At 37.4% G+C, this 13160-nt stretch carries 12 protein-coding genes; 3 read left to right on the plus strand and 9 right to left on the minus strand.

Features of this window, described 5'->3' with window-relative positions; genetic code table 11:
• Nucleotides 1-3 precede the first annotated feature (3 nt).
• From ACFSKV_RS06965 to ACFSKV_RS06980, 4 genes are all read right to left on the minus strand, one after another.
• Nucleotides 4-909 (minus strand): YihY/virulence factor BrkB family protein, encoded by a 906-nt coding sequence (locus ACFSKV_RS06965; RefSeq protein WP_380801221.1) that lies wholly within the window; start codon nucleotides 907-909, stop codon nucleotides 4-6.
• Nucleotides 910-912: 3 nt separating this feature from the next.
• Nucleotides 913-1869, minus strand: coding sequence for an aldo/keto reductase (locus ACFSKV_RS06970; protein ID WP_380801222.1), 957 nt, complete (start codon nucleotides 1867-1869; stop codon nucleotides 913-915).
• Between the two features lie 95 nt (nucleotides 1870-1964).
• Nucleotides 1965-3353, minus strand: a complete 1389-nt coding sequence (locus ACFSKV_RS06975) for an NmrA family NAD(P)-binding protein (protein WP_380801223.1) — start codon at nucleotides 3351-3353, stop codon at nucleotides 1965-1967.
• Nucleotides 3354-4607, minus strand: a complete 1254-nt coding sequence (locus tag ACFSKV_RS06980) for an NAD(P)/FAD-dependent oxidoreductase (RefSeq protein WP_380801224.1) — start codon at nucleotides 4605-4607, stop codon at nucleotides 3354-3356.
• Between the two features lie 175 nt (nucleotides 4608-4782).
• Here ACFSKV_RS06980 and ACFSKV_RS06985 point away from each other — a divergent pair, with 175 nt between their 5' ends.
• Nucleotides 4783-6000 (plus strand): serine hydrolase domain-containing protein, encoded by a 1218-nt coding sequence (locus ACFSKV_RS06985; RefSeq protein WP_380801225.1) that lies wholly within the window; start codon nucleotides 4783-4785, stop codon nucleotides 5998-6000.
• 9 nt (nucleotides 6001-6009) lie between these two features.
• Here the strand turns inward: ACFSKV_RS06985 and ACFSKV_RS06990 are convergent, their stop codons facing one another.
• Both ACFSKV_RS06990 and ACFSKV_RS06995 read right to left on the minus strand, forming a co-directional pair.
• Nucleotides 6010-6984, minus strand: coding sequence for a helix-turn-helix domain-containing protein (locus ACFSKV_RS06990; RefSeq protein WP_380801227.1), 975 nt, complete (start codon nucleotides 6982-6984; stop codon nucleotides 6010-6012).
• Between the two features lie 509 nt (nucleotides 6985-7493).
• Complete coding sequence (locus ACFSKV_RS06995; RefSeq protein ID WP_380801228.1) at nucleotides 7494-8039, minus strand: ferritin; 546 nt, start codon at nucleotides 8037-8039, stop codon at nucleotides 7494-7496.
• 291 nt (nucleotides 8040-8330) lie between these two features.
• On the opposite strand from ACFSKV_RS06995, the gene ACFSKV_RS07000 reads away from it, so the two are divergent.
• Complete coding sequence (locus ACFSKV_RS07000) at nucleotides 8331-9671, plus strand: Gfo/Idh/MocA family protein (protein ID WP_380801229.1); 1341 nt, start codon at nucleotides 8331-8333, stop codon at nucleotides 9669-9671.
• 49 nt (nucleotides 9672-9720) lie between these two features.
• Here ACFSKV_RS07000 and ACFSKV_RS07005 read toward each other — a convergent pair whose 3' ends face one another.
• Genes ACFSKV_RS07005 through ACFSKV_RS07015 form a run of 3 tightly spaced genes read right to left on the minus strand, consistent with a single transcriptional unit; the run spans nucleotide 9721 to nucleotide 12070 of the window.
• Entirely contained in the window at nucleotides 9721-10359 is a 639-nt protein-coding gene (locus ACFSKV_RS07005) for a hypothetical protein (RefSeq protein ID WP_380801230.1), read from the minus strand.
• 22 nt (nucleotides 10360-10381) lie between these two features.
• Entirely contained in the window at nucleotides 10382-10942 is a 561-nt protein-coding gene (locus ACFSKV_RS07010) for a GNAT family N-acetyltransferase (RefSeq protein ID WP_380801231.1), read from the minus strand.
• A 3-nt stretch (nucleotides 10943-10945) separates the two neighbouring features.
• Nucleotides 10946-12070, minus strand: coding sequence for a pyridoxal phosphate-dependent aminotransferase (locus ACFSKV_RS07015; protein WP_380801232.1), 1125 nt, complete (start codon nucleotides 12068-12070; stop codon nucleotides 10946-10948).
• A 220-nt stretch (nucleotides 12071-12290) separates the two neighbouring features.
• On the opposite strand from ACFSKV_RS07015, the gene ACFSKV_RS07020 reads away from it, so the two are divergent.
• Nucleotides 12291-13082 (plus strand): hypothetical protein, encoded by a 792-nt coding sequence (locus tag ACFSKV_RS07020; RefSeq protein ID WP_380801233.1) that lies wholly within the window; start codon nucleotides 12291-12293, stop codon nucleotides 13080-13082.
• Nucleotides 13083-13160 lie beyond the last annotated feature (78 nt).

Raw genomic sequence — 13160 nt, forward strand, 5'->3', positions numbered from 1 at the left:
ATGCTAATCAACTTCCCTGATTTCAACTTTAACAGCCTGGGGTTTGGGAACAATGTTGCCTCCTACATGTTCGGCAATGTAGTAAGTAACCTGGCCACCAAATAAGAAAATAACTACTGAATAATAAATCCAAACCAAAAGTAGGGCCAAAGATCCTGCAGCCCCATAGGTAGAGCCTATATCACTGTTTCCTAGGTAAACCCCTATAAGAAATTTTCCTATTCCAAAAAGGATCATGGTAACTATTGCCCCGATCCAGGTATCTTTCCATTTAACTTTCGCATCTGGAAGGATCTTAAACATCAGTGCAAAAATCACAATCAGAACCAATTGTGTTATGGCAAAATTTAGGATACTGGCAAGGTGTAAATTAATATTTCCGATAAATTCTGTAAGGTATTGGCTAATGATTACCATAGCAGCTTCCAACAGTAAAGAAACTATCAATAAAAATCCTATGGATGCCACCAATGAAAAACTCAAAAACCTGTTGATCAAAAATTTAAGTAATCCCCTTTCAGGTTTTGGTTTGATATGCCAAATATGATTAATGGCATTCTGGAGACTGATAAAAACTGTGGTTGCACTGAAAGCTAAAATTATATAAGCTATAAAATTGGGAATTACACCATCTGGATTAATGGAATAATTTCTGAGGATTTCTTCTAATGTGGCTTTGCTTTCCTCCCCTGCCAATCCTTCAACCTGGACCAGCAATTCATCTCTTATTTCTGACTTACTTAAAAAAGTGGTTCCAATATTCAAAAAGATTATCAGTAGAGCGGGTAGACTGAAAATAGTGTAAAAAGCAGTTGCTGCAGCCAGATTCATTGACTCCCCATTAGAAAAATCAATAATACTATCCTTTAATATCTGAAAAAGTGTCAGTTTTTTTATGAATTGGATCATTATTTATTCCTTTTCCCAAAGATCATCCTTGGTATATGGACTAATGGGTCCAGTAAAAAAACTACCGTCAACATAGCGGTAAGATACTCCAATATTGGCAATTTTGGCCATATCCTGTGCAGAAAGATCAATTGTTGTTGCCGCCAGATTTTCATTAATTCTTTCCTTATTCACTGATTTTGGAATAACAGCAATACCTCTTTGTATGGAATAAGCAATCAGAATTTGTGCAGGACTCGCATTATATTTTTTAGCAATTTCCACTATGGTTGTGTTCTCCAATAAACTAGGTTCATTGGCCTTTTTGATAGAAGCAGAACGGTCACCTGAACCCAAAGGGGAGTAAGCAGTATTCAATATTCCATGTGACCTGCAAAAATTCACTAATTTTTCCTGAGGGAGAAAAGGATGTAATTCTATTTGGTTCATTTCCGGAACTATGCTTCCTGAATTGATAAGTTCATTCAGTTTACTGATATTAAAATTAGAAACCCCAATGTGCTTTGTCAATCCTTGTTCCTTACAATGTTCCATTCCTTCCCAAGTTTGTATCAAGGGAACGTCACTATAGGTATAAAATTCTTCCCGATGTTGGGCAAATCCAACTCCTGGCTTAAAACTTATTGGCCAGTGGATAAGATACAAATCCAAATAATCCAATTTAAGGTCTTTCAAGGTCTTTTTTAAAGCTGTAGGCACATCGTCCAATCTGTGGTTACTGTTCCACAACTTTGAGGTGACAAACAAATCTTCCCTTTTGACAATATTTTCCTTAAATGCCTGTTCAAATGCATTCCCCACCTCTTTTTCGTTATTATATAAAGCCGCACAATCTATATGCCTATATCCAGCTTCCAATGCCCATAAAACTGCTTGAAATACCTCACCAGGCTTGGATTTCCAAGTTCCCAAACCAATGATTGGCATTTCATCTCCATTTCTGAACTTAATTGTTTTCATATAAATTGGACCTTAAATATTACTATACTAAGTTATCAGGTATTCACCGAAAATTAAACAAATAGCTAAAATTTATTAAAATTCCATATTCCCTTTTAGACTTCAAATCTGTATTTCTCCAGATACTTTTTAAATTTATTCATTACCCATAAATGGATTTTGGCCTGGGTGTTTACATAAATCATCCAAGGAAGTCTCGGAACAAATTCATGGATGGCCGAAATCATATATTTCCCTCCCAATACCTCTCTAAATTCCAACCAACCATAATCAAAACGCTTGACAAGCCAACCTCCTGTTATATAAAATAACTGCCTTTTGATATCACTCCTATCAGGAATCCAGGTCAATTGAAGCATGGGTTTTGAACTTCCCAAAAGATAAAAGCCAAGGTCTCCCCTATTGTTTTCCTTGGCATTGATGAAAAATCTAAAAAAAGTTGGTAACCATAATTTGTATCGGTTAGCCACCCACAATGCACTTTGGTGTCGGGTATTGGGAAATCTTTGAATGCTTCTAACTGTATTCTTAACCTCTTTTTCATTCCGAAATTTGGGTAATTGGGGCATTTGGTTGATGGGGTCCAATGCTTCTTTAACACTTTCTTCATAAGAAAGATATTTTATTTCTTTTTGTCGATAGGCAAGGGCTTCAGAAACTGTCAAGGTATGCTTTAGACTCTCAACCAAAGGGGAAACAAGCTTGGAAGGTGTTTCCCCAAAATAACTTACCCAAAGCTTTGATAAGCCAACAGAAAAAAAAGGAACGGAAAATATCCATCGTTTCTTCTTCATTACCTTGGCTGTTTTTTCCAGCATTTCCTTATATGAAAGGATTTCCGGCGAACCAATTTCAATTGCTTTACCAAAAACCTCTGATTTACCCAAACAATCATCCATAATGGTAAGCGTATCCTTTAATGATATTGCCTGTGTTTCTGATAAAGTCCACTGAGGACACATCAGAGCAGGAAGTTTCCTTACCAGATTATATATCATTTTAAAGGAAGAACCACCAGGTCCCACAATTATACCTGCCCTGAGGGCGGTAAGTGGTGTTCCCTTTGAAGCTAGCGCTTTTTCGACCTCTAATCGGCTTTTCAAATGGACAGAAATGTCATTTTCATTAACTTCTTTGGGCAAAATTCCTCCCAGATACAGAACCTGTTTGATACCATTTGCTGCAGCAGCCCTAGCAAAATTATCAGCTAATAATAAATCAGTATCCTCAAAAGAGCCTTGGTTCAAACGGGTGGATCCGCTCATGGAATGTATCAGGTATATGGCAAAATCCACTCCTTGCAGGGCTTCCGTAGTAGAAGTAATAGAAAATAACTCCACTTTTCGCCATTCGACCTTAGGGTAAGGATTTTGGATAACTTCTCTCCTGCTCAGGGCAACGATACGGTATTTGTCTTTAAAATAATGAATAAACCATCTACCGATGTATCCCCCTGCTCCTGCTATGGCTACCGTCTTTTTCAATTAATAGGTCGGTTGCAAACTTAAAATTACCGCTTCCGCAGCTTTTCTTCCTGCCGTCATGGCAGCATTGATGGAACCGTTCAATAAGAAATCACCCGCCAAATACACCCCATCCAACACCTTGGTGTTTGTAGGGGATAGAGTACATGCAAAATCCTCTACTTGCGGTAATGCTTCCTCAATCAAATAAGTTTTGATATGCTCAAAATACTCAGCCTTTATCTTGGTAAGCGCCTCAAGTTCAATGGCTACCATTTTCTCCAATTTTTCAATGGATTCGACCGGTTTAACGATGGATACTGACAAGAGCGCCTTTGTGTTTTGGGAATAAGCTTTACTGATATCCGTCATAAAAACCAGGTTATTGATTAAAAATTGTGGGTCTGTCACCAAAGCAATCATGGGCTGGGCAACAAAAGAATGGAAAATAGAATAGTAAATATTGATCACTTTTCTTCCTGCTTTAAATTGACCCGAAAGTTGAGGAATCAACTTATCCGGCTTGGTCGCCACTATAATCCTATCTGCTTGGATTTCACCCCCTGAACTTAGGTAAAGGGTTGTGCCTTCAATTTTCTTTACCGGGCTGTTAAAAATTATTTGACTTTTAGTCAATTTGTTTTTTAATTGTTCAGCTATCTGTTGCATGCCATTTTCAGGGATAGCTGCATGACCCATAGCAAACATTTTAAATACAAACTTGAACATTCTTGAGGAGGTGTTTAGCTCGTTTTCTAAAAAAATTCCGGAGAAAAATGGTTTGAAAAAATTGTCAATGATTTTGTCTGAAAAACCATAATCCTTTAAAAATTGTAAGGTGGTTTGAGAAGGTTCCTGGAAAATCTCCTCTATGGATTTTTTTTCCAATGATTTGGTCAAACTGAAAATTTTAATTTTATCCAGGAAAGTCCCAACGCCAGAAAAAACCATATTAATTAGCTTTAAAGGGTTTCTTAGGGGATCATGTATAATAAAAGAATTTCCAGGTTTTAAAATAATCGCTCCTGGACTGAATTTTTTGAGCTTCAAAGCTTCATAGTCCAGGTATCTTTGGGCTTCCGGATAGGCGGTCAGGAGAACCTGAAACCCCCTGTCTAAAAGGTAGTCTTTGAATTTATCGGTACGGACCCTTCCCCCTACTTCATCGGAAGATTCTAAAATGATGGGGCTATATCCTGCCATTTCCAGTTCGTAAGCCGCAATCAGACCGGATATCCCAGCACCTATGATATAAATTACTGCATCACTCTTCATAATAAAAAGATATAATGATTAGACCAATTTACTTTCAAATTGTTTTAAGTGTGAATTTAATCTTTTATTCCTGACCAGTTAAAAATAAAATGCAGTAAATCCTGTAAATTAAATTTTGAGGATCAATAAGATATTTTACCTTCCCTTCCTAAATCGCTTTTAAACTATGAAAAATATGAGAAAGACCTTGGTTCTTTTCATTCTTCTCCTGAGTCTAGGGTCCGTACAGGCTCAAAACCATTATTTCCCTCCTCAGGGAGAATGGCAAGAAAAAGAACCCCGGGAACTGGGAATGAATGCCTCTCTGTTGAAAAAAGCTATAGATTTTGCTGTTCAGGAAGAAAGTGATGCGGATAAAAACCTAAAAGTTGCCCACTATCAAAGCGCATTTGGACGGGAGCCCTTAGGCTTTCCGGTTGGCCCCATGAAAGATCGCGGTGCGGCTGCAGGGCTGATAATATACAAGGGTTATGTGGTAGGAAAATGGGGTGATCCCCATCGGGTGGATTTAACGTTCAGTGTTGCCAAGAGCCTCCTTTCCACTACAGTTGGGCTTGCATATGATCAAGGACTGATCAAAAGTGAAAAGGATCTGGTCTATCCTTATATGGCTCCAATTATTCCTTATGATCCATATCGGTTGATGATGAACAAGTCTGACCATCTCCATGAAGAGGATGTTTTTGATTTATTCGGAACGGCTCATAACCGAAAGATTACTTGGGAACATCTTCTTCGGCAAACTTCTGATTGGGAAGGGACGCTATGGGGAAAACCTGATTGGGCAGACCGACCACAGGGGAATGCAGCCGAATGGTTGAGCAGGCCAAGAAATGAACCTGGAACTGTCTATAAATACAACGATACACGTGTGAATGTATTGGCATTGGCAATTCTGAATGTTTGGCGAAGGCCTTTGCCCCAGGTATTGAAAGAAAAAGTGATGGATAAAATCGGTGCCAGTCCCACCTGGAGGTGGACAGGTTACGAAAATTCCTTTATTGTTCTGGATGGACAAATTGTACAATCAGTAAGTGGTGGTTCCCATTGGGGAGGAGGATTGTTTATCAGTGCCTATGACCAGGCCCGATTTGGTTATTTGACGATGAGAAAGGGAAACTGGGACGGTGAACAGGTCATTTCTAAGGAATGGATCGAAAAATCAAGAACCCCGACAAGCGTCCAAACCAACTATGGATTTATGAACTATTTCCTCAATACCGACAAAAAAGAAATTCCGTCAGCACCCGAAACAGCCTTCTTTCATTTAGGAGCAGGGACTAATATGATCTATGTAGATGAAGAAAATGACCTCCTTATCGTCACACGCTGGATTAAAAACGAGAAAAAAGCAGATTTGGTAAAAATGGTATTGGAAAGCCTACCCAATTAGGTTTTTGATTTAAATTTCTTCTTTTTCCAAAGCTTCCATCCTAACCAATACTTTCTTTCTCAGTTTGTTGAAAAAAAGTTTTCTTTCCCTATCGCCTACATTGCTGATCAGGGTTGATTTTTTCATGAGATTTTCAAGATTGGCGAAAACAGAGTCGTTGAATTTTTTATCCACCGTGGCAATAAAATACAATACACTGTGGTTAAGATAGGTTATCCTCTTATTATCCAGTTCTCCCATAAATGTATTGTCCCCTATTACTATTTCATTTACAAAAAAACGGTAATCGGGACTCTCTGAGGTCACTTCCTGGTTGATACCAAATTTTTTGCCTGCCTCTGCCATCACTTCCAGATGATCTATTACTTCCAAAACACATTGGTACAATCTATTTGCATCGGATTTCAACGGAATAATTCCCGTATCCTTATAAAAATCTATCTGTCTCAAGGTAGTATTGATTCCTTCTTCATTCCAGATTTCAGTAGTCGGAATGCAGTTGTACAAATTGATTATTTTCGAACACAAATCTCTATGCTCCTGATAATGAATGGAATCAAGAGAAAAATTCACTCCTTTCAAACTTTCATAATAAAGGATTGATTTACTCCAAAAGAAAAACTTAAAGGAAGCCAATTCCGGATGATATAGATGATAAAAGGGCGGCATATCCTTGACCAAATAATAAATATGTTTTTGTTTATGACTTGCCACCAGTTGGAGCTGCGCCAACATATCCAAAAGCCAATTCTCCAAACTGCTGTTATCATATTTGTTTAGCTGACCATGAAAAACAATGGCATCAGATTGAAGACTTAGCATCTGATCCAAAGAAATCTTAAAATATTGGCATATCTTTTGGATCTCTTCCAGGTTAATAAATTTATCACCCCTTATCCGCCTGTAGGCAGAATCATTACTGATATTCAATAAATCCGAAATTTCTTCCACCAAAGATTTATGGTTGGGCAAAAGTGTTTTCAAATGCTGAAAAAACTTTGTTTGTAATTCTGATGAAACCATTTTATAACAAACAAATAAGGTTTAGAAAATTGGAAATTTGAAACCTAATTCCTTTACTGAATAAGCATAAAGAATTGAGGAGTCTACAAAACATTATTTTGTAAATATTAAATTTTACTTCCGATGAGATTAATTTAATAAAAATACAACAAATAATATTATAAAATATTGAATAAAATACTAACTAGTATTTTAATATAGACAATAAAAGGAATTTATAACATTTATAAATGATATTTATTCAAAAATAGGATTTAATAATTCCGTAATTTTATTCAAAAAATTCTTAATTATCTTATTTCCAATAGGTTATTAAAAAATTCAAAACATTTTAGATTAAACAAAGAACAAGCTTTAAAAGAATACAAGAACCCTTTAATCTGGATCTGAAAAAAATGCTACAAGTCCAAAACCCAATTCATTGATGGGATATGGAACTTGTAGCAGTAAATTATTTTATAGATGTGAAATTATTCCCCTGCTGCTGCAGTTTTGGCATGGAGTTTACCCAATTCCTGATCAATAGTCCAGAGGCCTACTCCCTCTTCACCAATGATATCAAATAATTCCAAAGCTCTTCTGGCCAGGGTTTCTTCTTCTCTTTGTTCGGTCACATACCATTGCATAAAACTGAAAGTAGCAAAATCCTTCGCTGAAAAAGCATGATCAACAATGGAATTGATGGATTTGGTAACCTTTATCTCGTGTTCCAGAATCAGTTCAAATATTTCTCTTAAGGAGTTGAAATTATGACGTATACCCGTGATTTCAGGTTGGATTGCATGTCCGCCTGCTTCATTGATATAGTGGAACAATTTCATCATATGCATTCTTTCTTCATCTGCATGGGTATACAGATAATTTGAAGCGTTTTCATATCCCATCATTTGACACCAGGAAGCCATGGACAAATAATAGGCTGAAGATTTTCCCTCCATTTCAATCTGCTGGTTTAATAACTTTTCCGTATCATGAAGAAGGGAACGTTGCAACGTTACAATTTCTTTATTTTTCATAATTTTTAGTATTTATACAAACTTAACTAATTTCAACAGAATTTGATTTCCTTTTGGCTTCTAAAACTTAAATTTAGAATTAGTATTAGTAAAAATCTAAAGAAGAAAGTATTGAAAAAATAATTCCATATATTCAAATATATAATATCCAAGGATAACCGATAAAAAGGTAAATGGGTAATTTCAACAGAAAATAACTTATCATTTATGTAATTATTTATACATTGAAAATTAAATCATCAATCGCTTTTATCCTTAGCATACTCATAACCTAATAAACAATAAACCAAAATGACATCAAGAAGAAAATTTATTCAAAGCAGTATTCTGGCAACCGCCGGATTGGGTATTCCGGGAATTTTGCAGGCTGAAACCTTAGAAAATCTCAGGAGAAAAATTGCTCCTTCAGATCAATTGAATTTTGCAGTGATCGGATGCAAAGGAATGGGATGGTCCAATATGAACTCCCATTTAAAAATACCCAATGTCAATTGTGTTGCCCTTGCCGATGTTGACCAAAGTGTGCTAGACCAAAGATCTGCAGACGTAGAAAGGATAAGAGGTAAGAAACCTGCTGTTTACAAGGATTACCGGAAAATGCTAGAAAACAAGGATATCGATGCCATCATTGTGGGTACACCAGACCATTGGCATTGTCTGGCCATGGTCGATAGTTTATCTGCAGGAAAACACGTCTATGTAGAAAAACCCATAGCCAATACCATTGAAGAGTGTAACATCATGGTCAAGGCTAAGCAAAGATATGGAAAAATGGTACAGGTGGGCCAATGGCAACGCAGTGGATCCCAATATGCAGAAGCCATCGATTATGTGCGCTCCGGAAAATTAGGACAGATCCGTTTGGTAAAAACCTGGGCATACCAAGGATGGATGAAGCCTGTCCCAAAACGTCCTGATAGCACAGCCCCTGCCGGTGTAGATTATGATATGTGGCTGGGACCAGCCCCAAAAAGGCCTTTCAATGAAAACAGGTTTCATTTTAATTTCCGATGGTTTTGGGATTATGCGGGGGGTCTGATGACTGATTGGGGGGTCCATGAGATCGATATTGCCCTTTATGCCATGGGTGTCACTGCTCCTAAATCAGTAATGGCTTCAGGAGGAAAATTTGCTTATCCTGATGACGCCTCTGAAACTCCTGATACCTTGCAAACAGTATATGAATATGATGGTTTCAATATGCTTTGGGAACATGCAACAGGGATCAATAATGGAAATTATGGTACCACTGAAGGTATTGCCTTTATTGGAAACAACGGGACTTTGGTGGTCAACCGTGGAGGTTGGTGGGTTATACCTGAAACAGAAAATGTAGGTGGACAAACCCAGTCTAAGTTAGAAGAAGTAAAACTTATCCGTCCATCCGGTAATGCCCTGGACCTACATTCCCAAGGCTTTGTCAATGCCATTCTTCAAAATGATGCTTCTAAATTGACCTGTGGGATTGAAACAGGAAGTATTGCTGCCATCAATGCCCAAATGGGAAATATTGCATTCAAAACAGGAAAAAAGGTCTATTGGGATGCAGGAAAGGGTCAGTTTACCGATGCAGAGGCCAATGCTTTAATGAAAGCTAACTACCATAACGGTTGGCAACTACCTAAAGTCTAAAAAATACAATCTTTATAAAAAGCCTGCCTTGGTAACTCGGCGGGCTTTTTTATGGTACAAACTGGGATAAATTGATTGGTAAATTGTTAGTTCCCTTAATTTCCAAACCTGTTTTGGTTTTCCAATTATGGGTTACTACTACCCGATTGGTAGGTAAATCAAACCTGATTGTCATAAAACCACTTTGAGCTTCATGGTTGACGTTAAAATTTGACTGGTTGGGTAAATAATTGATTCCGGCTATCGGCCCTAAGGTGAAATTTTTTTCTGATAGATTGACCAGGATATTCTGGTCGGTTATCTCAGCTGGAGGAAAAACTATATATTCTCCTTCCTGAAGTGGAAAGGTCGGTAAGCTCACCCCTTTATCGATGGAATGGATGTCCACCCTAAGGACACTTGAATTTCCAATGTAAGGCTCTCTGAATTCTATGTCTGTGGATAGAAACAAAGTTGCCCTGTAATGGGAATTAGGTCCGGAAACATCTTGCGGTCCGGTGATAGACAATTTGGCGGAAACAAATTCTACTGGTTGATTCCCGAAAAATATGGTATTCACCTGATTGATCTGGAATTCTTCATATGGAGTAAGGTCACAGGAAGAAAAAATAAAGAAAAAAATAAGCAACCAATACGCACCCTTAAAAGGAATTGAATTCCATGTGAAATTTTGATCTTGGATTTTCATGTGATCAGATTGAGATTAAAACTTACCAATTATTTTCCCTCTTTACATAAGGCCATTCATTCTTAAGAATACTGAAATATATGGTATCCCTCCTCCTTTCCCTTGTCATCAAAGTATGGCTTCTCAAAACTCCTTCTTCTATGGCATTGATATTTTTTAATGCCTTTCTGGCCTGGATATTCAATACATCTGTCTTGAATTCTACCCTTTCTAAATCAAGGGATTCAAAGCAATAAGTGAGCATTAAACGCTTCATTTCCTGATTGATACCGGTTCCTTGGTGTTCCTTGCCCAGCCAAGTCCAACCGATTTCCATTCTTTTGTCACGGGTAGAAAAATTACCAAAAGCGGAAGAACCTACCATTTTCCCAGATGCTTTATCAATCACAACAAACTGTAATCGCTGCTGTTTGAAAGCAGGTTCTGCCCAAACTGCAACACCTTCTTCAGTGGACAAATCGTGGGTGTTAAAACGCCACATATCAGGATTGGAAGTCAAATCCAATAATTGAGGAATATCTTCCGGCATTAAGGGCCTTAATAAAAGGATATCACTTTCAAGAATAAGATCAAAATCCAACATTGGTTATCCCAAAGTTTCATTTAGCGCGTTATTGAAAAAGGCTACTTCCTCCAATGTACCGGTACTTACCCTACACCAATCATTATATGGGGGAAAAGGTCTACCAATAATTACTCCTTTCGCCTGCATTTTTTCCGCGAGAACTTTTACATCCTGTTTGGCATGAAAAAAGACAAAATTGGCCTGGGACGGAAGATAGTCCAGCCCCAATTGATCCAGATTGGCTTCTATTAATTTTCTGGCTTCCAAATTTTTTTGAAGGCTGAATTTGTAAAAATCCTGGTCCTGAAGTGCAGCTTTTCCTGCTTCAATAGCCATGATATTGGTATTGGCTACTACCCTTTCATTTAATTTCTTCGCTATATCAGGTCTTGCCACCATGTAACCCAATCTGATACCCGCTAGGCCATAAACTTTGGAAAGTGTCCGGGAGACTATCACATTTTCTCCTTGTTTTACCAATTCCACCATAGAAGGATAACTACTGTCTTCAATATAATCATAGTAGGCCTCATCACTGAATACCATGGTCTTTTGACTGACTGCATTGCAAAAATCTTTTACATCATTTGCAGGTAAAAGTTTTCCAGTCGGATTATTTGGATTACATAGGAATACAAGTTTGGTTTTAGCCGAAACCCTCTTTTCGATTTCCTGAAGGTCATAATTCATATCCTTATCCAAAGGAACCCAGTTAATATCTGCTCCCCATACCTTGGCATATTCCATCATTGACAAAAAAGTTGGCAAACCTGAAATAATTTCATCACCTATTCCAGCATAGGTGATTCCTGTAATCTTTAATCCTTCAGTAGAACCCGCAACTAAAACGATATGGTCTGGAGTTACCCCTTCTTTCTCCGCAATCATATCCCTCAAGGGATTATTGAATGCCCAAGGATACCTACATCCCAAATCAAAATTATCCTGCATCGCTTTCCTTACTAATGCAGAGGGCCCGTAGGGATTTTCATTGGACCCAAGCCTGACTGGGCTATTGAATGGCCTTGGATTGAATTTTTTTGTTTCTGCAGCCGTTAATTTTCCGATGGAGGCTGTACCGGTCAACATTGCCATACCTCCAATTAAGGAAGCACCTCTCAGCCAATCTCTTCTTGAAAGCTTCATATCTATAATATTTTTTCAAAATCTAATAAGTATTGGGATTTTATCCTAACCCTTTTTTAGAAAGAACCAAAACAAGGTAAAAATATATGATTTTCAAGTATTAATTGCCAAATTATAAATATAGACAAAACTTTGGCGATTAAAATTATCATTTCCGAAATTTTATTCTTAAATTTTAAGACTTCCATATTGTTCTACCTTTCCACTAAAAATAACCGCTATGAAAAAGGTTTTAATTTCCCTCCTCATATTTATGATGGCTATGTCCATGGTAAATGCACAACAAACCAGATATTTGGTTTTCGAGTTCTTCAAGGTGGAGTCTAACCAGACTTATGATTTCATTGAGCATATTGAGTTCATGGAAAAAATTTATAAAGCCGCGATTAATGATAAAAAAATCCAGGGATGGGATTTTTGGTCCCTGCAATCCGGTGCAGATCCCAGTGAGTTTCAATATATTACCATCACCTATTTTGGAGATCCTGTAAGCATGATGAATGGATTACAGGAAGATGATCTGGTAAAATATGGTATGATTTCTTATCCCCATATGACTGAAAAAGAAGTACTGGATAAATTAAATAATGCCTCAACAAGTATGGATTTAGCACAGAGGTCTTATATGCAGGAAATCGCCTCAACCCGGGATAATTTTCAGTTTAAAAGAGGAACATTGGCATCTTTTGACCTGATGAAAGCAGTTGAAGGAAAATTCCAGGAATACGAAAAGGCAGAAAAGGAAGTATTTATGCCTATACACCAAAACCGTATTGAAAAAGGGTTAATGGGCCATTGGAGCCTTTTAAGAACCGCATTACCATTTGGCAGTGAAGCCAAATCCACACATTTGACAATGAATATATATAAAGACTACTTGCAGTTTTTTAATGCCCAGGAATATGAAGACATGGAGTCAACCGAAGAACAAAGGGCTGCCCAAGAAAAAGGATTGAAATCCAGAGATCAAAAATGGGTTTACCTGGCCACTTTGGAAAATGCAGTTCGCTAGAATTTCTAAAGTCACAAAATTCAAAAATAAAGCCCTAGGTGCATCCTAAGGGCTTTATCATTTTAAATATCATAATTT

Origin of the sequence: Shivajiella indica, assembly GCF_042683085.1 — a bacterium.
Classification (GTDB): domain Bacteria; phylum Bacteroidota; class Bacteroidia; order Cytophagales; family Cyclobacteriaceae; genus Shivajiella; species Shivajiella indica.